The sequence below is a fragment of the Xanthobacter luteus genome, from assembly GCF_040049235.1.
In the GTDB taxonomy this organism is placed as follows: domain Bacteria; phylum Pseudomonadota; class Alphaproteobacteria; order Rhizobiales; family Xanthobacteraceae; genus Xanthobacter.
Window position 1 is genome coordinate 191,336 of the sequence record NZ_JBDZDO010000008.1, and the last position, 18,055, is coordinate 209,390.

General features: G+C 70.3%; 17 protein-coding genes. 7 read left to right on the forward strand and 10 right to left on the reverse strand.

The window, feature by feature from the left end; all coding sequences use genetic code 11:
• Positions 1-28 precede the first annotated feature (28 nt).
• Positions 29-934 carry a metallophosphoesterase family protein gene (locus ABLE88_RS21840; protein ID WP_348833913.1) on the reverse strand — a complete coding sequence of 302 codons (906 nt, stop codon included), beginning with the start codon at positions 932-934 and terminating at the stop codon, positions 29-31.
• 105 nt (positions 935-1,039) lie between these two features.
• On the opposite strand from ABLE88_RS21840, the gene ABLE88_RS21845 reads away from it, so the two are divergent.
• Positions 1,040-1,900, forward strand: coding sequence for a S49 family peptidase (locus tag ABLE88_RS21845; RefSeq protein ID WP_348833914.1), 861 nt, complete (start codon positions 1,040-1,042; stop codon positions 1,898-1,900).
• 41 nt (positions 1,901-1,941) lie between these two features.
• On the opposite strand, the gene ABLE88_RS21850 is transcribed toward ABLE88_RS21845, so the two are convergent.
• The 3 genes from ABLE88_RS21850 to ABLE88_RS21860 are packed head-to-tail and all read right to left on the reverse strand — an operon-like array spanning position 1,942 to position 3,944.
• The gene (locus ABLE88_RS21850; RefSeq protein WP_348833916.1) at positions 1,942-2,607 is read right to left on the reverse strand and encodes a uracil-DNA glycosylase family protein; all 666 of its coding nucleotides are present in this window, start codon (positions 2,605-2,607) and stop codon (positions 1,942-1,944) included.
• Positions 2,585-3,328 carry an MBL fold metallo-hydrolase gene (locus ABLE88_RS21855; protein WP_348833917.1) on the reverse strand — a complete coding sequence of 248 codons (744 nt, stop codon included), beginning with the start codon at positions 3,326-3,328 and terminating at the stop codon, positions 2,585-2,587. Before ABLE88_RS21855 ends, ABLE88_RS21850 begins: the two co-directional genes overlap by 23 nt.
• A 4-nt stretch (positions 3,329-3,332) precedes the next feature.
• Positions 3,333-3,944, reverse strand: coding sequence for a glutathione S-transferase family protein (locus tag ABLE88_RS21860; RefSeq protein WP_348833918.1), 612 nt, complete (start codon positions 3,942-3,944; stop codon positions 3,333-3,335).
• Between the two features lie 338 nt (positions 3,945-4,282).
• Here ABLE88_RS21860 and ABLE88_RS21865 point away from each other — a divergent pair, with 338 nt between their 5' ends.
• The 3 genes from ABLE88_RS21865 (at position 4,283) to ABLE88_RS21875 (ending at position 7,340) form a co-directional block, all read left to right on the forward strand.
• A complete protein-coding gene (locus ABLE88_RS21865; protein WP_348833920.1) occupies positions 4,283-5,281 on the forward strand; it encodes a tripartite tricarboxylate transporter substrate binding protein in 999 nt (332 codons plus the stop codon).
• A 67-nt stretch (positions 5,282-5,348) separates the two neighbouring features.
• The gene (locus ABLE88_RS21870; RefSeq protein ID WP_348833921.1) at positions 5,349-5,831 is read left to right on the forward strand and encodes a tripartite tricarboxylate transporter TctB family protein; all 483 of its coding nucleotides are present in this window, start codon (positions 5,349-5,351) and stop codon (positions 5,829-5,831) included.
• Between the two features lie 9 nt (positions 5,832-5,840).
• Positions 5,841-7,340 (forward strand): tripartite tricarboxylate transporter permease, encoded by a 1,500-nt coding sequence (locus tag ABLE88_RS21875; RefSeq protein ID WP_348833922.1) that lies wholly within the window; start codon positions 5,841-5,843, stop codon positions 7,338-7,340.
• Positions 7,341-7,367: 27 nt separating this feature from the next.
• On the opposite strand, the gene ABLE88_RS21880 is transcribed toward ABLE88_RS21875, so the two are convergent.
• The 3 genes from ABLE88_RS21880 to ABLE88_RS21890 are packed head-to-tail and all read right to left on the reverse strand — an operon-like array spanning position 7,368 to position 9,723.
• Positions 7,368-8,534, reverse strand: a complete 1,167-nt coding sequence (locus ABLE88_RS21880; RefSeq protein WP_348833923.1) for an NAD(P)/FAD-dependent oxidoreductase — start codon at positions 8,532-8,534, stop codon at positions 7,368-7,370.
• Positions 8,531-9,154 (reverse strand): YeeE/YedE thiosulfate transporter family protein, encoded by a 624-nt coding sequence (locus tag ABLE88_RS21885; protein ID WP_348833924.1) that lies wholly within the window; start codon positions 9,152-9,154, stop codon positions 8,531-8,533. Before ABLE88_RS21885 ends, ABLE88_RS21880 begins: the two co-directional genes overlap by 4 nt.
• A 26-nt stretch (positions 9,155-9,180) precedes the next feature.
• The gene (locus tag ABLE88_RS21890; RefSeq protein WP_348833925.1) at positions 9,181-9,723 is read right to left on the reverse strand and encodes a YeeE/YedE thiosulfate transporter family protein; all 543 of its coding nucleotides are present in this window, start codon (positions 9,721-9,723) and stop codon (positions 9,181-9,183) included.
• Between the two features lie 197 nt (positions 9,724-9,920).
• On the opposite strand from ABLE88_RS21890, the gene ABLE88_RS21895 reads away from it, so the two are divergent.
• The 3 genes from ABLE88_RS21895 to ABLE88_RS21905 are packed head-to-tail and all read left to right on the forward strand — an operon-like array spanning position 9,921 to position 12,159.
• A complete protein-coding gene (locus tag ABLE88_RS21895) occupies positions 9,921-11,243 on the forward strand; it encodes an NAD(P)/FAD-dependent oxidoreductase (protein WP_348833926.1) in 1,323 nt (440 codons plus the stop codon).
• 12 nt (positions 11,244-11,255) lie between these two features.
• The gene (locus ABLE88_RS21900; RefSeq protein ID WP_348833928.1) at positions 11,256-11,609 is read left to right on the forward strand and encodes a DUF5368 family protein; all 354 of its coding nucleotides are present in this window, start codon (positions 11,256-11,258) and stop codon (positions 11,607-11,609) included.
• A 19-nt stretch (positions 11,610-11,628) separates the two neighbouring features.
• Entirely contained in the window at positions 11,629-12,159 is a 531-nt protein-coding gene (locus ABLE88_RS21905; RefSeq protein WP_348833929.1) for a methyltransferase family protein, read from the forward strand.
• Here the strand turns inward: ABLE88_RS21905 and metH are convergent.
• The 3 genes from metH to ABLE88_RS21920 all read right to left on the reverse strand — a co-directional run bounded on the left by metH (position 12,122) and on the right by ABLE88_RS21920 (position 17,961).
• Positions 12,122-15,871 (reverse strand): methionine synthase, encoded by a 3,750-nt coding sequence (gene metH / locus ABLE88_RS21910; protein ID WP_348833930.1) that lies wholly within the window; start codon positions 15,869-15,871, stop codon positions 12,122-12,124. The genes ABLE88_RS21905 and metH overlap by 38 nt on opposite strands.
• 165 nt (positions 15,872-16,036) lie before the next feature.
• On the reverse strand, positions 16,037-16,957 hold the full coding sequence (gene metF / locus ABLE88_RS21915) for a methylenetetrahydrofolate reductase [NAD(P)H] (protein ID WP_348833931.1): 921 nt from the start codon (positions 16,955-16,957) through the stop codon (positions 16,037-16,039).
• Complete coding sequence (locus ABLE88_RS21920) at positions 16,957-17,961, reverse strand: ArsR/SmtB family transcription factor (protein ID WP_348833932.1); 1,005 nt, start codon at positions 17,959-17,961, stop codon at positions 16,957-16,959. The genes metF and ABLE88_RS21920 overlap by 1 nt, the downstream gene beginning before the upstream one ends.
• Positions 17,962-18,055: the final 94 nt, after the last annotated feature.

Below are 18,055 nucleotides of genomic sequence, written 5' to 3' on the forward strand. Positions count from 1 at the left end.
CCCGCGCCCCGGCGCGGCCGAGCCGCGCTCAGCCGAGGATCGGCCGGCGTTCCCGCGCCCGCACGCCTGCCTCGCCCGGCGCGTAGCCGCGGGTTTCCATCTCGCAGCGCCATGCGCCGGGACCACCGGTGACGCGGTAGAGATTGTAACGGCCGGCGCCGCGCTCGTCGTCGGGGCCGGCCGAGGCCGAGGGCACGCCCACCACCGGGATGTCGCCCGTGGCCGAGGCGATGGTGCCCAGCGAGGCGCGGTGGTCGTGGCCATGCATGACGAGTTCGGCCCCCGCCGACCCGATCACCTCCCGCACCGCCTCGGCGTCCCGCAGGTCGCGGTGGAAGGCGCGCGCGCCCACCGGCGGATGGTGGATCATCACCGCCCGGAACAGGCCCTCCTCGCCGAGGCGCCGCAGGAGGTCGGCGAGCCGGGCGCGCTGGCTGCGGCCCACGTGCCCGCCGGCGAGGAACACCGCCGTGGGCACCGCGGTGGACACGCCGACGATCGCCACCGATCCGCGCCGGCGCACGAAAGGGAAGGCATCCACGTCCACCGGCGTGTGGGGGTGGCTGTCGTCGCCGGCGAGGAACGGCGCCCAATGCTCCAGGTGGTAGTGCATGGCCGAACGGACATAGGCGTCGTGGTTGCCCGGCACCACGGTCACCTTGTCGGCCGGCCCGAGCGAGGTGAGGAACGCCGCCCCGGTGTCGAACTCCGCAGGCAGGCTCACGTTCACGAGGTCGCCGGTGACGCAGACATGGTCGGGGGCGTGCGCCATGAGGTCGTCCATCAGCGGCGTGAGCGTCGCCGCGCCGAAATTGCGCCGCCGCGCGCCGATCCAGTTCATCATGCCGAAGAAGCGCTTGCCCAGCAGCTCGGAGAGGCGCGCCTCCGGGATCGGGCCGAGATGGGGATCGGACAGATGGGCGATCACGAACATGGCTGGCCTCGGCTCCGGTCGGCGCCTTCCCTTTAGGCGATCGTGGCGTGAGGGGAAACCTCAGCATGCCTTGAGGCCGTCGCAGTCGATCGCTAATCGGAACAAATGCCTGACGATCTCTCCTCCAATTTCCTGCGCCGCGCGCGCGATCTCCTCCCCAAGAGCTGGCGGCGCGACCTGCCGGTGGTGCCGGTGGTGCGCCTGTCGGGCGCCATCGGCATGAGCGCGCCGTTCAGCCAGAGCCTAACCCTTGCGGGGGTGGCGAAGGCGCTGGACAAGGCGTTTTCGGTGAAGCAGGCCCCCGCTGTGGCGCTGCTCATCAATTCGCCCGGCGGCGCGGCGGTGCAGTCCCATCTCATCTTCAAGCGCATCCGCGCGCTGGCGGAAGAGAAGGACAAGCACGTCTTCGCCTTCGTCGAGGACGTGGCCGCCTCGGGCGGCTACATGATCGCCTGCGCGGCCGACGAGATCTTCGCCGATCCCTGCTCCATCGTCGGCTCCATCGGCGTTCTCACGGCGGGCTTCGGCTTCAACGAGGCGATCGCCCGCCTCGGCATCGAGCGGCGCGTCTATACCGCGGGCGACAAGAAGATGATGCTCGATCCCTTCCGGCCCGAGCGCCCCGAGGACGTGGAGCGGCTCGACGCGCTGCTCAAGGAGCTCCATGTGGTGTTCGCCGACCTCGTGCGATCCCGGCGCGGCGAGGCGCTGAACGCGAGCGACGAGACGCTGTTCTCCGGCGAGTTCTGGCTCGCCACCCAAGCCGCCGGTCTCGGTTTGGTGGACGGGCTCGGCGACGTGCGCGCGATCCTCAAGGCACGCTACGGCGAGGAGGTGCGCCTGCCGCTGATCACCTCGCCCGCGCCGTTCTTCCTGCGCCGGCCCGGCGGCTTTGGCGCCGAGGCCGCCCGCGGCGCGCTCGCCGCGCTCGAGGAAAAGGCGCTCTGGAGCCGCTTCGGCCTGTAGCGGGCGCGGGCCCTCGCCGGTCGAGGGAGGCCGATCCGGCCCTAGCCCCGCAGCAGCTGGCGGGCGATGTCGGCCTTGAGCGCCGGCAGCAGCTCCGCTTCGAAGAACGGATTCTTCCTGATCCAGCCGGTGTTGCGCCAGGAGGGGTGGGGCAGGGGATAGACCATGGTGTGCCCGCCCGCCGCCGCGGCGGTGCGCACCGCGCGCCAGTTGGCCACCGTCTCGGTCAGCCCGCGGCCGATCAGATGGCCGAGGCCGAGGCGCTTGAGGTGATAGGCCTGCGCTGGCCGCCCCACCGCCAGCACCAGAGCAAAGCGCGGCAGGGCGGCAAACAGCGCGTCGTGCCAGGTGGCGACGCATTCGCGGCGCGGCGGCAGGTCCGCGCCCTTGGCGTCCTGGCCCGGGAAGCAGAAGCCCATGGGCGCGATGGCGATGCGCGCCACGTCGTAGAAGGTGTCGCTGCCGACCCCCATCCAGGCGCGCAGCCGGTCGCCCGAGGCGTCGGTGAAGGGCAGGCCGGACAGGTGCACCTTGGTGCCCGGCGCCTGGCTCGCCACCAGGATCGAGGCGGTGGCGGAGACCCGCAGGACGGGTCGCGGCGCATGGGGCAAGGGCGCGCCGCGCGGCGCCTCCACGCACAGCCGGCAGGCGCGGATGCGCGCCACCAGGGCGTCGAGGGCGGCGTCAGATGTCGAGTGAGAGGCCATCCTCCGCCACGGTGAAATGGGCGCCGTCCACCTCGTCGCGCCGGGCCCACATTCCATCGCCCATGTGGGTGAGCAGGATGCGCTTGGCGCCGAGGTCGGCGCGGCGCGCGGCGATGGTGCGGTAGGCGAGGTGGCCCACCGGCGAGCCCTCGAACATGTAGCTCTCGCAGATGAAGAGGTCGGCGTCCCGGGCGATGGGCAGCAGCGCGTCGGTCCATTCGGTGTCGCCGGAGAAGGCGAGGATGCGCGCGCCGTCGCTCAGCCGCAGGGCGGTGGAGGGCGCGCCCGAGGGGTGGATCACCTCGGCGGTGGTGAGCGAGAAGGGGCCGTGCGTCGTGGTGGAGCCGGGCGCGACCTCGACCACCTCCCAGACGAAGCGCCACGCATTGGCGCCCATGCGCGGAAACAGCGCCTCCATGGTGGTTTCGAGCCGCGCGCGGGTGCCCGGCGGGCCGACGATGCGCAGCGGCTTGGTGCGCCGGTGCACGAACTGCCCGTCCAGCAGCAGGAACGGCAGGCCGCCGAAATGGTCGCCGTGCAGGTGGCTGAGGAAGACGATGTCGATCTCGGCCGGGTCGAGCCCGAGCCGGTTGAAGGCGACCGGCGCGCTGGCGCCGAAATCCAGCGTCGCCGTGACCCCGCCTGCCGTGATCCGGTAGCAGGAATTGCTGCGCCCGCCGGAGCCGAAGGCGTCGCCGCAGCCGACCACTGTCAGGTGCATCGCCTCAGGCCTTCGCGCTCGGGCGCTCGGAGACCACGCTCTTCCAACGCCGCAGATGGTCGTAGCCCTCGGGCACCTCGACCTTGATCACGCGCATGAAGTCGAGCGCCACCATGGCGGTGATGTCGGCCACCGTGAAGCGGTCGCCGGCGATGTAGGCGCGGTCGGCCAGCTCGGTGTTCAGAAATTCGAGATAGGCCATCACCTTGGGCCGGTTCGCCTCGCCCCATTCGGGCACCTGCGGCACCTCCACCTGGGCCATTCCGGGATTGGTGTGCCGCACCACGAACATGATGGGATAGAGCAGCTCGAGCTCGACCCGGCGCTGCCACATCTCCACCAGGCCCTGCTCGATCGGCGTCGCGCCGAACAAATTGGGCTCGGGCTTCAGCGCCTCCACATAGCGGCAGATCGCCATGGTCTCGCAGATCACCGTGCCGTCGTCGAGCACCAAAGCGGGGACGCGCTGGCGCGGATTGATGCGGGTGAAGGCGGCGCTCTTGTGCTCGAGCTTGGCGAGGTCCACCGGCACCAGCTCCACCTCGACGCCCTTCTCGGCGAGGAAGATGCGCACCCGGCGCGGATTGGGCGCGCGCCCCGAATCGTAGAGCTTCATGGCGTTGGCGTCTCCTGTCGGGCGTGCGTCACGTGTGTCCTGGCGGCCGGTCGCGGAAACGCCGGAGCGGGGCCGCGGCGCCTGTTCCGCCGGGGGACGTGCGCGATGCCGATCCCGGCTTCGGGAAAAACCACGGCGCGCGGCCGGACGCAAGACGTCCCTAACGCGTGCCGGCGCCACCGGCGCGGCGCCAGGGCGGCGCACGCCGGGCCGGCCATGACCTTACGACATCGCAAGAAATCCCCTTCCCATCGCCGTGGCGGCGGATAATGCTGCAGCCGGAAAACCGCCGGCAAGGCGGAGGGCGCCCGCGCCCGTTCGGCAAAGGGAAACGCATCATGCATCCGCGCATTCCGGCGCTTCGGCGCCTCGTTTTGTCCGCGGCCTTCGGCCTTGCCGCAACCGGCGCCCTCGCCCAGGCCGCTTTGGCCCAGGGTGCCGCCCAGGTCGGCGACCTCAAGATCATCGCCCCGGCCGCGCCCGGCGGCGGATGGGACCAGACCGCCCGCTCCATGCAGCAGGCGCTCGTGACAGCGGGCCTCGCGCGGAGCGTGCAGGTGGTCAACGTGCCCGGCGCGGGCGGCACCATCGGGCTGTCGCAGCTGGTGAACGCGAACAAGGGCGATGCCGGCGTGCTCATGGTCAACGGCTATGTGATGGTCGGTGCCATCCTCACCAACAAGGCGCCGGTGGGCCTCGACAGCGTGACGCCGATCGCTCGGCTCACCGCCGAGACCGAGGCGATCGCGGTGCCCGCCGCCTCGCCCTTGAAGACCATCGCGGACCTGGTCGCCGCCATCAAGGCGAACCCGGCCAAGGTCACGTTCGCCGGCGGGTCGGCCGGCGGCACCGACCATATCGCGGCCGCGCTCCTGGTCCAGGCGTCGGGGGCGGACCCCACCAAGATCAACTACATCCCGTTCTCGGGCGGGGGCGAGGCGCTCGCCGCCGTGATCGGCGGCAAGGTCACCGCGGGCATTTCCGGCTTCGGCGAGTTCGAGGGCCAGGTCAAAGCGGGCAAATTGCGCGTCCTCGCCTTTACCGGCCCCGCGCGGGTTCCCGGCGTCGATGCGCCGACGTTGAAGGAGGCCGGCATCCCCATGGAGGTGGTGAACTGGCGCTCGGTGGTGGCGCCCCCCGGGCTCTCCGCCGAGCAGACCAAGGCGCTGGTCGATCTCGTGGAGAAGATGGCGCAGTCGCCCGCCTGGCAGGAGATCCTCAAGCAGAAGGGCTGGGAGGATGCGTTCCTGCCCGGCGCGGCGTTCGCGGCGTTCCTGAAGAGCGACATCGCCCGCACCCGCGAGGTGCTCTTGTCGGTGGGCCTGATCAAGCCCTGATGCGGTGACCTTCACCTCGTCCCGGGCGCCGGCGGCGCATGCGGGCGGCGCGCCTCGGGAGACCTCAATGAACGGCAAGGGCAACGGTTCCCGCGGGGCCCCCGACGTCTCCGGCATCGCCATCGCGCTCGGCCTCATCGCCATCGCCGGCGTGATCGCCTGGGACGCCTCCAGGCTGAGCTCGCCCAGCCCCTATGGCCTCGGGCCCGACGCCATGCCCTTTGTGGTGGCCGCGGGCCTCGGGCTTCTCGGCCTCGCCAATCTCGTCATCGCCGGGCGCGGCGCGCTGCCCCACCGCGCGCGCGGCGATCTCCTGCCCATCCTTCTCATCCTCGGCGGGCTCGTGGCCCTCATGGCGATCATCGGCCTCGGCGGCGGCTTCATCGCCGGCACCGCCATCCTGTTCGCGGCCACCGCCACGGCCTTCGGGCGCAGGGCGATCCTCACCGATCTCGCCATCGGCGCGGTGGTGGCGCTCGTCGCCTATCTGCTGTTTGCCAAGCTGCTGTCGCTCTCCTTGCCGATGGGCCCCATCGAGCGTCTGTTCTGAGGCGGATCCATGGACACCCTGAACGCGCTCCTGCAGGGCCTCGCCGTCGCGGTCCAGCCGACGAGCCTGATGTTCGCGCTGATCGGCGTGCTGCTCGGCACCGCCGTCGGCGTGCTGCCCGGCATCGGCCCCGCGCTCACCGTGGCGCTGCTCCTGCCGGTGACCTACAAGCTCGATCCGGCCGGCTCGCTGATCATGTTCGCCGGCATCTATTACGGCGGCATGTATGGCGGCTCCACCACCGCCATCCTCATCAACACGCCGGGCGAGAGCGCCTCCATGGCGACCGCGCTCGAGGGCAACAAGATGGCCAAAGCGGGCCGGGGCGGGCCGGCGCTCGCCACCTCGGCCATCGGCTCGTTCGTGGCCGGGACGATCGCCACCCTCGGCCTCACCTTCCTCGCGCCCACCCTGGTCGAGATCGCGGTGCAGTTCGGGCCGGAGGATTATTTCGCGCTCATGTGCGTCGCCTTCGTCACCGTCTCGGCCACCTTCGGCGGCTCGCCGGTGCGCGGCCTCACGAGCCTGTTCCTGGGGCTCGCCCTCGGCCTCGTCGGCATCGACAAGCTGACCGGCCAGGCGCGGCTCACGTTCGGCGTTCCCGAACTGCTGGACGGGGTGGAGATCACCACCCTCGCGGTCGGCCTGTTCGCCGTCGGCGAGGCGCTGTTCGTCGCCTCGCGCCGGCTCCACGGAGAGGAAAAGTTCGAGCCGGTGCGCGGTTCGCTCTGGATGAGCGCCCAGGACTGGTCGCGCTCGTGGAAGCCGTGGCTGCGCGGCACGCTGCTCGGCTTTCCCATCGGCGCACTGCCGGCCGGCGGGGCGGAGATCCCGACCTTCCTGTCCTATTCCATCGAGCGCCGGCTCTCCAAGCATCCGGACGAGTTCGGCCACGGCGCCATCGAGGGGGTCGCTGGCCCGGAAGCCGCCAACAACGCCTCGGCCGCGGGCACGCTCGTGCCGCTCCTGACGCTCGGCCTGCCCACCTCGGCGACCGCCGCCATGATGCTGGCGGGGTTCCAGCAATACGGGCTCAATCCGGGGCCGCTGCTGTTCGCCGAGCATCCCCAATTGGTGTGGGGTCTGATCGCCAGCCTCTATCTCGCCAACGTCATGCTGCTGGTCCTGAACCTGCCGCTGGTGGGGCTGTGGGTGCGCCTGCTCGCCATTCCCCAGCCCTGGCTCTATGCCGGCATCCTCGCCTTCGCCACCATGGGCACCATCGCCGCCAAGCCCTCGGTGGTGGAGCTCGGCATGCTCACCGCGTTCGGCCTGCTGGGCTACCTCATGCGGCGCTTCGACTATCCGATCGCGCCGGTGGTGGTGGGGCTGATCCTCGGTCCGGTGGCGGAGGCGCAATTGCGCCGGGCGCTGTCGATCAGCCTCGGCGACCCGATGGTGCTGATCGAGAGCCCGATCTCGGCGACGCTGCTCGCCATCGCCGCCATCGCCTTGGTGGCGCCGTTCATCATGCGCGGCCTCGACCGCTTCAAGGCGGAGGAGGACTGAGGCGTGCCGGCGGCCGCGCCTCAAGGCTCAGGCGGCGCGGTAGGCGGCGAGATAGTGCCGCTCGAAGCCGCGCTTCATCAGGTGGAACACCGGCAGGCGGGGCAGAGTAAGGTTGAGGCGCGGGCTGCGGAACACCAGCATGCCGGCGTCCAGCGTGTCGACGATGCACACCAGCTCCGGCTTGAAGGTCGCCTCCGCCCGCCGTCCGGCGAGCGTGGCGGAGATGTTGTGCGCCGCGGCCACCGCCTGGAGGTCGGCCTGGTGCGCCTGCTTGGGCATCCAGTCGGGGCCGGGGAAGGAGCCGGCGTCGCCGGCCACATAGACGTCCCTCAGCCCCTTGACGGCGCAGGTGGCGTCCGCAGCGATGAAGCCGCCGGGCGAGATCGGCAGGCAGCTGTCCTCCAGCCAGGCGGGGCCGGTGAGGCCGGGCATGAAGAGGATCAGGTCGGCCGGCACCTCGCCGCCCTCGCTCACCACCTGGTCCTCTTCGAAGCGCACCAGCTTGTGGCCGAGATGGGTCTTGATGCCGCGCTTTTCCATCTGCCGGAGCAGGCCCGCCACGGCGCGCGCACCGAGCCGTTGGCCGGGCTCGCGGGAGGGGTTGAAGAAGACGAGGTCGATGTCGGCGCGCCGGCCCTGCCGACGCAGCAGCGTGTCCATGCCGAGCAGGAACTCGAACATCGGCCCGCCGCGCACCGCGGACGGCTCGTTTGGGTTGGCGGCGAAGCCCACCGCGACCGTGCCCTTTCCCATGCCGGCCAGGCGGTCGCGCACCGCCTCGGCGGCGGCGACGCCCTCGCACGGAATGATGGCGTGGGCGATGCCCGGCAGCTTGCGCAGATAGCGCCCGCCGCTGGCGATCAGCAGCAGGTCGTTGGCAAGGGGGCCCTCGGTGGTCTCCACCGTCCGTCCGGCATCGGTCACGCCGGTGACGCGGGCCTCGACGTGGGTCACGCGGTGGGCGTCGAGGAAGCCCTTGAGCGGCACTTCGAGGTCGCGCGCCTGCCTCAGGCCCGCCGGCACCCAGATGAGGCTCGGCAAATAGGTGAGCCGGTCCGCCGGGGAGACGAGCACGATCTCGGCCTCCACCTTGTGGCGCCGGAGCGCGCGCACGGCGGTGAGGGCCGCGAAGCCCGAGCCAAGGATGGCAATGCGCTTTGCGGCGCGCGGGACGTTCGCGGCCACGGCGCTCATTCCGCGGGCTCGGGCCGGGCGGCGGGCGCGGCGGCGCGCTCGCGCGGGCCGAAGTCGCCGTCCACGTCGGCGCCGAGGTCCTGTCGCCAGGGCCGCCACTTCTCCAGCGCCACGAGACCGATCACGATCGCCACCGCAAGGCCTGCCGCGAGCATCCAATAGGGGATGCCGGTCAGGTCCATGAAGGTGATCTTGCCCGGCCCTCCGGTGAGCAGCATCGGCTTCAGGGTCGGCTCCGCATAGGAGAAGGCCATGGCGCCGGCTATGCCGCCGAGGAGCGTGAAGACCGCGTCGCGATAGCCCACCCCTACCTGCGCCAGGACCGTGCCCGGGCAGGCGCCGGCGAGCGCGATGCCGGCGCCGAGCACGAGGCCGCCGATCACATCCGCCGCATAGAAGGTGGCCTTGGGTGCGAGCTTGGCGAGGCCGAGGCCGTGCAGCGCCGCGATCACCACCGCGCCGGTGGCGACGGCGGTGAGGAACACCTTCAGCATGATGAAGTTCCGCATCTGCATCTGGCCGACGATCATGCCCGGCTCGAAGACCCGGGACTTCTCCAGAGCGAGGCCGAAGACGGCGCCCATGACGAGGCCGATGACGATGGCTTGGACGAGGGACATGGGATCTCTCCTTCGGGTGGCGCGCGTCAGATGCGGCGCAGCAGGAGGAAGGCGGTGGCGATGCCCCCCACGAACATGAAGGTGACGGCGATGGTGGAGGAGACCGCCATCTGCGCCATGCCGGACAAGCCATGGCCGGAGGTGCAGCCGTCCGCGAGGCGGGCGCCGAACAGCATCAGGAAGCCGGCGCCGAAGGCGACCGCGTAGCGCACCGCGGGATTCGCCGTGCCGAGCGCGCGCGTCCAGATGGGCGAGATGGGCTGGCGCTTCGCCCCCGAGAGGGTCTTGGAGAGAAAGGCGCCGAGCGCCACGCCCACCACCAGCCCCACCTGCCACCAGTTCTTGGCCGAGGCCGCCATGTGGTTGGCCACATACTTGATCTGCGTCACCGACGGATCGACCAAGGCGGCCAAGTATCCACCGACCGTGACGTACGAGGACGACGCCCCGAGCGCGGTCTCGATCAGAAGGAAGGCGGGCACCTGCAGGAGCCCGATGAGGATGCCGGCCGCGTAAGGCGACCAGGCCTTGTGCCAGAACACGCATCCGGCGGACGAACAGGCGGCCATGAGGTTTCCTCCCTTCGCTCGGGGCTCGGCCCCTCCATTCCCTCAAGGGAAGAAAGTTGCGCGATGCCCTTGAAACATTCGCATATGATAAATTAAATTATCTGAATGTTATCGCAAGGGCAAACTTGCGTCCGGGTCGCTGCGACGCAGGGCGGCGGGCCGGAGCGGGCAGGGGGAGGCCGATGGAGGACGCAAGGATGTCCCTGAACCAGGCGGCCGGACTCGGCCGGCGGCGCTTCCTCGCCGGGGCGCTCGCGGCGCTCGGCGCCGGCGCGCTGCCCGCCGCCGCGCGCGCCGAGGGCAAGGTGCGCGCCGGTGCGCGCATCGTCATCGCCGGGGCGGGCGCGGCCGGCCTCGCCAGCGCCGCGCGCCTCGCCCAGCGCCTCGAAGGGGCCTCGATCACGCTGGTCGACCGGCGGCGCGATCACTATTACCAGCCCGGCTTCACGCTCATCGCCGCCGGCCTCAAGCCCGCCTCCTACTCGGTGTCGCGCACGGCCGACTATGTGCCGCAGGGGGTGAGCCTCATCCCCGAGGCGGTGGCGGAGATCGATCCGGTCGGCAACAAGGTGGTGACCGAGAGCGGCAAGGCGGTGCCCTACGACTTCCTCATCGTGGCGACCGGCCTGGAGCTGAACTATGCCGGCATCGCCGGCATGGACACCGCCCTCATCGGCAAGGAGGGCATCGGCTCGGTCTATGCCGGGCCGGAACAGGCGGCGGCCACCTATGCCGCCATGTCGCGCTTCGCCGACACCGGCGGGGCGGGCCTGTTCCTGCGGCCGGCCACCGAGATGAAATGCGCCGGCGCGCCGCTCAAATACGCCTTCATCACCGACGACGTGCTGCGCCGGCGCGGCAACCGCGGCAAGGCCGAGCTGATCTATTGCGCGCAGAACACGGTCCTGTTCTCGGTGCCCATCGTCTCCGAGAAGGTGCGCATGCTGTTCGCCGACCGGGGCATCGCCACCCGCTACAGCCATGTGATGAGCGCCATCGATCCGGGCCGCAGGATCGCCACCTTCGCCACCCCCCAGGGGCCGCAGGAGATCAAATACGACTTCACCAACGTGATCCCGCCCATGCGCGCGCCCGCGGCGGTGCGCTCAAGCCCGCTGCCCTGGCAGTCCGGCCCGTTCGCCGCCGACGGCTGGATGGAGGTGGATCCCGCCACCCTGCGCCACAAGCGTTTCGCCAACGTGTTCGGGGTGGGCGACGTGGCTGGCGTGCCCAAGGGCAAGACCGCCGCCAGCGTGAAGTGGCAGGTGCCGGTGGCGGTGGACCACCTTGTGGCCAGCATCGAGGGCAAGACCTCGGACGCGCGCTACAACGGCTACACCTCGTGCCCGCTGATCACCCGCATCGGCCAGGCCATGCTGGTGGAGTTCGACTACAACAACAATCTGATCCCTTCCTTCCCCGGCATCATCGCGCCGCTGGAGGAATTGTGGATCTCCTGGGTGATGAAGGAGATCGCGCTCAATCCCACTTACATCGCCATGCTGCGCGGCCAGGCCTGAGGGGAGGGGAAGATGAAGGAACTCGATCCCGCGGTTTTCATTGCCGTGTTCCAGGAGATGCTGGGCCTGTGGTTCTGGCCCCTGGTCGGCCTCGTGGTGTTCATCGTGCTCTTGTGCCTCTACGTGCTGGCGCGCGACCGGCGCATCGTCAGCGGCCGGCTGCTGCTGTCGGAGCTGCTTGGGCTCGCGGGCGGCGTGTTCGGCATCTGGCTCGCCTTCACCGTCACCAATTCCGACTGGGCCGACATTGGCGGGCCCATCGACTGGGTGCTGCTGATCGCCATCTTCGTCGCCGGCACGGTGGGCGGCATCGTCTTCGCCTACGGGCTGCTGGGGCTTCTCGCCGGGCGCAGGAAGGCCGCTTGAGCGGCGGGGGCGGCCCCGCATGACGCGGCTTCCGGCCGAGCGGCCGAACCGCATTCCCTGGCCGCCGCTTCTCTACGGGGCGGCGCTCGCCCTTGGATTCGGCCTCGGCTGGCTGGCCCCGCTCGGCTGGCCGCGGGAGCCCGCCGGCGGTGCGCTGCGCATCGCCGGCGGCACCCTCGCCGCCATGGGGCTCGCCCTCGACCTCTGGTCGGTCGTCGCGCTTCACAGAGCGCGCACCAACATCCTGCCCCACCGGGCGGCGGACCGCCTCGTGACGGGCGGACCCTATGCGCTCTCGCGCAATCCGATCTATCTCGGCAACACGCTGCTGGTGCTGGGGCTCGGCCTCGCGCTCGCCAATGGATGGCTGATGGTGGCCGCCTTCACCGCCGCCGTCGCCACCGACCGCCTCGCCGCCCGGCGCGAGGAGGCGCACCTCGCCGCCCGCTTCGGCGCGGAATTCGCGGCCTACCGGGCGCGGGTGCCGCGCTGGATCGGCCGGCCCAGCGCCTCTACTCCGCCGCCGCCCGGCGCGCCGGATCGTAATTGAGGATGGGGGCGAGCCACCGCTCGGCCTCCTCGATGCTCCAGCCCTTGCGGGCGGCATAGTCCTCCACCTGGTCGCGCTCGATGCGGCCGACGCCGAAATAGGCGCTTTGCGGGTGCGAGAAATACAGCCCCGACACCGCCGAGCCCGGCCACATGGCATAGCTCTCGGTCAAATGGATGCCGGCCGCCTGCGTCGCGTCCAGGAGCTTGAACAGCGTCGCCTTCTCCGTGTGGTCGGGCTGGGCGGGATAGCCCGGGGCCGGACGGATGCCGCGATACTTCTCGGCGATGAGGTCCTCGTTCGACAGCGTCTCTTCCGCCTCGTAGCCCCAGAACCGCGTGCGCACCAGATGGTGCATGCGCTCGGCGAACGCCTCGGCGAGGCGGTCGCACAGGGCCTTGAAGAGGATGGAGGAATAATCGTCGTTGGCGGCCTTGAACGCCTCCGAGCGATCTTCCTCGCCGATGCCGGTGGTGACTGCGAAGCCGCCCACATAATCCGGCACGCCGCCGTCGAGCGGGGCGACGAAGTCGGCGAGCGCGAGCGCCGCCTTGCCCTCGCGGCGCGGCAGCTGCTGGCGCAGCGTGTGGAGCGTCGCCAGCGGGGTCTTGCGGGTGTCGTCGCGGAACAGGAGGATGTCGTCGCCCACCGCGTTCGCCGGCCAGAAGCCGATCACCGCGCGCGCCGTCACCCACTTCTCCTCGACCATGGTCTTGAGCATCGCCTGCGCGTCCGCGAACAAGGCGCGTGCCGGCCCGCCCACCGTCGGGTCGTCGAAGATGGCGGGGTAGCGCCCGGTGAGCTCCCAGGACTGGAAGAAGGGCGTCCAGTCGATGTAGGGCACGAGGTCGGCGAGGTCGTGGTCCTCGAACACGCGGGTGCCGAGGAAGCTCGGCTTCACCGGCGCATGGTCGGAGAAGTCCAGCCTCAAGGCGTTCTCGCGTGCCTTGGCGAGCGGCACGCGCTGCTTGTTGGCGTCGGCGCGGGCGTGCGCCTCGGCGAGCTTCTGGTATTCGGCGCGGATGTCGGCGACGTAGGCCGCCTTGGTCTGCGGATTGAGCAGGTTCGAGACCACGCCCACCGCGCGGCTCGCATCGGTGACGTAGACCGCCTGGCCGCGCAGATATTGCGGCGAGATCTTCACTGCCGTGTGGACGCGCGAGGTGGTCGCGCCGCCGATCAGCAGCGGCACGTGGAAGCCCTCGCGCTCCATCTCGGCGGCGACGTTCACCATCTCGTCCAGCGAGGGCGTGATGAGGCCGCTAAGGCCGATCACGTCCACGTTCTGCTCCTTGGCGGTCTGCAGGATCCTGGCGGCGGGGACCATGACGCCGAGGTCGATGACCTCGTAATTGTTGCACTGGAGCACCACGCCGACGATGTTCTTGCCGATGTCGTGCACGTCGCCCTTGACGGTCGCCATGAGGATCTTGCCGGCGGCCGAGGCCTCGGTCAGGCCCTGCTCCTCCTTCTCCTTCTCCATGAAGGGCATGAGGTAGGCCACCGCCTGCTTCATCACGCGCGCCGACTTCACCACCTGGGGCAGGAACATCTTGCCGGCGCCGAACAGGTCGCCGACCACGTTCATGCCCGCCATCAGCGGGCCTTCGATGACGTGCAGCGGACGGGCGACGGATTGGCGCGCCTCCTCGGTGTCGGTCTCCACGAACTCGGTGATGCCGTTGACGAGGGCGTGCTCCAGCCGCTTCTCCACCGGCCAGGTGCGCCAGGCGAGGTCGGCCTCCTTCTTCTCCTTGCCGGCCGCGCCCTTGAAGCCTTCAGCGATCTCCAAGAGGCGCTCGGTGGCGTCCGCGCGGCGGTTCAGCACCACGTCCTCGCAGGCTTCGCGCAAGCCGGGCTCGATCTCGTCATAGACCGCGAGCTGGCCGGCATTGACGATGCCCATGTCCATGCCCGCCTGGATGGCGTGGTAGAGGAACACGGCGTGCATGGCCTCGCGCACCGGCTCGTTGCCGCGGAACGAGAAGGACAGGTTGGAGACGCCGCCGGAAATGTGGGCGTGCGGCAGGTTCTGCCTGATCCAGCGCGTCGCCTCGATGAAATAGACCCCGTAGGGGGCGTGCTCCTCGATCCCGGTTGCCACCGCGAAGATGTTGGGGTCGAAGATGATGTCCTCGGGCGGGAAGCCCAGCTCCTCGGTCAGGATCTTGTAGGCGCGGGCGCAGATCTGGGTCTTGCGCTCGAACGTGTCGGCCTGGCCTTCCTCGTCGAACGCCATCACCACCACGGCCGCGCCGTAGCGGCGCACGAGCCGGGCCTGGGCGCGGAAATTGTCCTCCCCCTCCTTCATGGAGATGGAATTGACGATGCCCTTGCCCTGGATGCGCTTGAGCCCCTGCTCGATGATCGACCACTTGGAGCTGTCCACCATCACCGGCACCTTGGCGATGTCCGGCTCGGAGGCGACGAGGTTCAGGAAGGTGATCATGGCGGCCTCGCTGTCCAGCAGGCCTTCGTCCATGTTGATGTCGATCACCTGGGCGCCGCTCTCCACCTGGTCGCGGGCGACCGCGAGCGCGGCGGGAAAGTCGCCGGCGGTGATGAGCTTCCTGAAGCGCGCCGAGCCGGTGACGTTGGTGCGCTCGCCCACGTTCACGAACGGGATTTCCGGGCTGAGCTCGAACGGCTCCAGCCCCGACAGGCGCAGGCGCCGCGGGATTTCGGGAACCGCGCGCGGCGCCTTGCCGGCCACCGCCTGGGCGATGGCGCGGATGTGGTGCGGCGTGGTGCCGCAGCAGCCGCCGACGATGTTCACGAGGCCGGATTGGGCGAACTCGCCCACCAGCGCCGCCATCGCCTCCGGGCTCTCGTCATAGAGGCCGAACTCGTTGGGCAGGCCGGCATTGGGATAGGCGCACACCAGCGTGTCGGCGACCCGGCCGATCTCCGCCACATGGGCGCGCATCTCCTTGGCGCCGAGCGCGCAATTGAGGCCGATGGAGAACGGCTGCGCGTGGGCGAGCGAATACCAGAACGCCGCCGGCGTCTGGCCCGACAGCGTGCGGCCGGACAGGTCCGTGATGGTGCCGGAGATCATCACCGGCAAGCGGAAGCCGAGCTCGTCGAACAGGCCCTCGATGGCGAACACCGCCGCCTTGGCATTGAGCGTGTCGAAGATGGTCTCGACGAGGAGGATGTCGGCCCCGCCGGCGATCAGGCCGCGCGCCTGCTCGGCATAAGCGGTGGCGAGCTCGTCGAAGGTCACCGCCCGGAAGCCGGGGTCGTTCACGTCCGGCGAGATGGAGGCGGTGCGGTTGGTGGGGCCGAGCGCGCCGGCGACGAAGCGGCGCCGGCCGTCGGTCTCCTGCGCCAGCCGCGCCGCCTCCTTGGCGAGCCGCGCGCTTTCGACGTTCAGCTCGTAGGCCAGCGCCTCCATGCCGTAGTCGGCCTGGGCGATGGTGGTGGAGGAAAACGTGTTGGTCTCGACGATGTCGGCGCCGGCGAGGAAGTATTTCAGGTGGATCTCGCGCACCGCGTCGGGCTGGGTGAGGCTGAGCAGATCGTTGTTGCCCTTCACGTCGCGCGGCCAGTCCTTGAACCGCGCCCCGCGATAGCCCGCCTCGTCGAGCTTGAGCCCCTGGATCATGGTGCCCATGGCGCCGTCGAGCACCAGGATGCGCGCGGCGGCGGCCTCTTCCAAAGCGGTGAAGATGTCGGCGGCGCGGGCGGCGTCTGCGCTGGCAGTGCTCATGGCTCGGTCTCGGGCTCCGGCGGGCAAGAGGGCCGCCTTGGGAGAGGATAAGGCGTCGGTGGCCGTCACGGACGGGGAACGGGAGCGCGGCACGCTCCTTCTCCCGCTGCCGGAGGCAGGTTCACGAAATCGGTCCGCCCGGCGGCCGGGACGAACGCTCGATGTTCAAACCGCGATCGCCTGCGGCGCTTGCGCCGCCACCTTCGGGCGCAGGCCGATGAGGTGGCAGATGGCGTAGACGAGGTCGGCGCGGTTCAAGGTATAAAAATGGATATCGGTGACGCCGCGATCAACGAGGTCGGTCACCTGCTCGGCGGCGACCGCCGCGGCGATCAGCTTGCGCGTCTCGGCATCGTCGTCGAGCCCCTCGAAGCGCCTCAGCAGCCAGGCCGGCACGCTCGCCCCGGTGCGGGTGGCGAAGCTCGACGCCTGCTTGAAGTTGGTCACCGGCAGGATGCCGGGCACGATCGGAATGTCGATGCCCTTGGCGCGCACCTTGTCGAGATAGCGGAAATAGACGTCGTTCTCGAAGAAGAACTGGGTGATGGCGCGGGTCGCCCCAGCCTCCACCTTGGCCTTCAGATAATCGATGTCGGCGTCGATGCTCGGGCTCTCCGGGTGCTTCTCCGGATAGGCCGAGACCGAGACCTCGAAATCGCCCAGGCGCCGGATGCCGGCCACCAGGTCACAGGCATGGGCATAGCCGTTCTCGTGCGGCACGTATCTGGTGCCGACGCCGGTGGTCGGATCACCGCGCAGCGCCACGATGTGCTTCACCCCGGCGGCGCCATAGCCGCGGATCACCTCGTCGATCTCCTCGCGGGTCGCGGCGACGCAGGTGAGGTGGGCGGCGGGATGGAGCTCGGTCTCCCTGACGATGCGGGAAACCGTGGCGTGGGTGCGTTCGCGCGTGGAACCGCCGGCGCCGTAGGTGACCGAGACGAAGCGCGGCGAAAGCGGCGCCAGCCGGTCGATGGCCGACCAGAGCTGCTTCTCCATCTCCTCGGTCTTCGGCGGGAAGAACTCGAACGAGACCGAGATCGGCGCCTTGTCCGTCTGGCGGCTCGCCCGCACGGCGTCAGTCATCACGCAACCTCCCTGTGGGCGCCCGCCATCAGCATGCGCGGGTCGCGGGCGAGCCAGATGGAAACCACGAGCCCGTCCCCGGCGCCGCCCTCGGGCACGAGGGTGCGGAACGACACGGGGCGTAGGCCCGCCTGGGCGAGCCACGCCTCCATCTGCTCGCGCGCGAAGCCGAGCCGGCGGTGGGCGTGGTCCTCGCGCAGGAATTCGAGATCGTGGGGCGCGAAATCCACCACCAGAAGCCGGCCGCCCGGGCGCAGCACCCGCGCCGCCTCGGCGAGCGCGCGCGCCGCGTCGTCGAGGAAGTGGAGCACCTGGTGGAGGATCACCACGTCGAACGAATCGCGCGCGGCAGGAATGGCATAGATGTCGCTCTGGCGCACCGTGCAATGGCGGATGCCGGCGCGCTCGAGATTGGCCCGCGCCACCCCGAGCATGTCCGGGGAGAGATCGAGGCCGACGCCGCGTTCGATGTCGGGCGCGAACAGCTCCAGCATGCGCGCGGTGCCGGTGCCGAGGTCGAGCAGGCTGCGGATCGGCTCGCCGCCGAGCGCCTCGCGCACGGCGCTCTCCACCGAGGCCTCGGGCACGTGCAATTTGCGGATCTCGTCCCAGCTTTTTGCATGGGTCGCGAAATAGCTCTGGGCGGCGGCGGCGCGGGCGGCGCGCACGTCCGCGAGGCGCTCGCGGTCGCGGGCCAGGACGCCGTCCGCGCGGTCGAGCACCGCCAGCAGACGCGACACGAAGGCGCGGCCCGCGCCTTCGGTGGCGCAGCGATAGAAGATCCAGCTCGCCTCGCGGTGGCGCTCGACCAGCCCGGCGTCGGCCAGAAGCTTCAGATGACGCGAGATTCGCGGCTGGGACTGGCCGAGGATCTCGGTCAGGTCGGAGACCGTGAGCTCGGCCTCCGCGAGCACGGCCAGCAGGCGCAGGCGCGTGCTCTCGCCGGCGGCCTTCAGGCCCTCGAGCGCGAACGGGAAGGGAAGAGCGAGGTCGGCAAATGACATAAGGATATCTTTATATCGTTTGTCGCCGGGGCGCAAGCAGGCCCGCGGGCGGGGGCCTCCGGGGCGGGACGCGGCAAAGATCGGATCACGATTT

Excerpts from the sequence above, each read along its gene's own strand:
- ABLE88_RS21840 (WP_348833913.1), bottom strand. The coding sequence starts at position 934 with ATGTTCGTGATCGCCCATCTGTCCGATCCCCATCTCGGCCCGATCCCG.
- ABLE88_RS21845 (WP_348833914.1), top strand. The coding sequence starts at position 1,040 with ATGCCTGACGATCTCTCCTCCAATTTCCTGCGCCGCGCGCGCGATCTC.
- ABLE88_RS21850 (WP_348833916.1), bottom strand. The coding sequence starts at position 2,607 with ATGGCCTCTCACTCGACATCTGACGCCGCCCTCGACGCCCTGGTGGCG.
- ABLE88_RS21855 (WP_348833917.1), bottom strand. The coding sequence starts at position 3,328 with ATGCACCTGACAGTGGTCGGCTGCGGCGACGCCTTCGGCTCCGGCGGG.
- ABLE88_RS21860 (WP_348833918.1), bottom strand. The coding sequence starts at position 3,944 with ATGAAGCTCTACGATTCGGGGCGCGCGCCCAATCCGCGCCGGGTGCGC.
- ABLE88_RS21865 (WP_348833920.1), top strand. The coding sequence starts at position 4,283 with ATGCATCCGCGCATTCCGGCGCTTCGGCGCCTCGTTTTGTCCGCGGCC.
- ABLE88_RS21870 (WP_348833921.1), top strand. The coding sequence starts at position 5,349 with ATGAACGGCAAGGGCAACGGTTCCCGCGGGGCCCCCGACGTCTCCGGC.
- ABLE88_RS21875 (WP_348833922.1), top strand. The coding sequence starts at position 5,841 with ATGGACACCCTGAACGCGCTCCTGCAGGGCCTCGCCGTCGCGGTCCAG.
- ABLE88_RS21880 (WP_348833923.1), bottom strand. The coding sequence starts at position 8,534 with ATGAGCGCCGTGGCCGCGAACGTCCCGCGCGCCGCAAAGCGCATTGCC.
- ABLE88_RS21885 (WP_348833924.1), bottom strand. The coding sequence starts at position 9,154 with ATGTCCCTCGTCCAAGCCATCGTCATCGGCCTCGTCATGGGCGCCGTC.
- ABLE88_RS21890 (WP_348833925.1), bottom strand. The coding sequence starts at position 9,723 with ATGGCCGCCTGTTCGTCCGCCGGATGCGTGTTCTGGCACAAGGCCTGG.
- ABLE88_RS21895 (WP_348833926.1), top strand. The coding sequence starts at position 9,921 with ATGTCCCTGAACCAGGCGGCCGGACTCGGCCGGCGGCGCTTCCTCGCC.
- ABLE88_RS21900 (WP_348833928.1), top strand. The coding sequence starts at position 11,256 with ATGAAGGAACTCGATCCCGCGGTTTTCATTGCCGTGTTCCAGGAGATG.
- ABLE88_RS21905 (WP_348833929.1), top strand. The coding sequence starts at position 11,629 with ATGACGCGGCTTCCGGCCGAGCGGCCGAACCGCATTCCCTGGCCGCCG.
- metH (WP_348833930.1), bottom strand. The coding sequence starts at position 15,871 with ATGAGCACTGCCAGCGCAGACGCCGCCCGCGCCGCCGACATCTTCACC.
- metF (WP_348833931.1), bottom strand. The coding sequence starts at position 16,957 with ATGACTGACGCCGTGCGGGCGAGCCGCCAGACGGACAAGGCGCCGATC.
- ABLE88_RS21920 (WP_348833932.1), bottom strand. The coding sequence starts at position 17,961 with ATGTCATTTGCCGACCTCGCTCTTCCCTTCCCGTTCGCGCTCGAGGGC.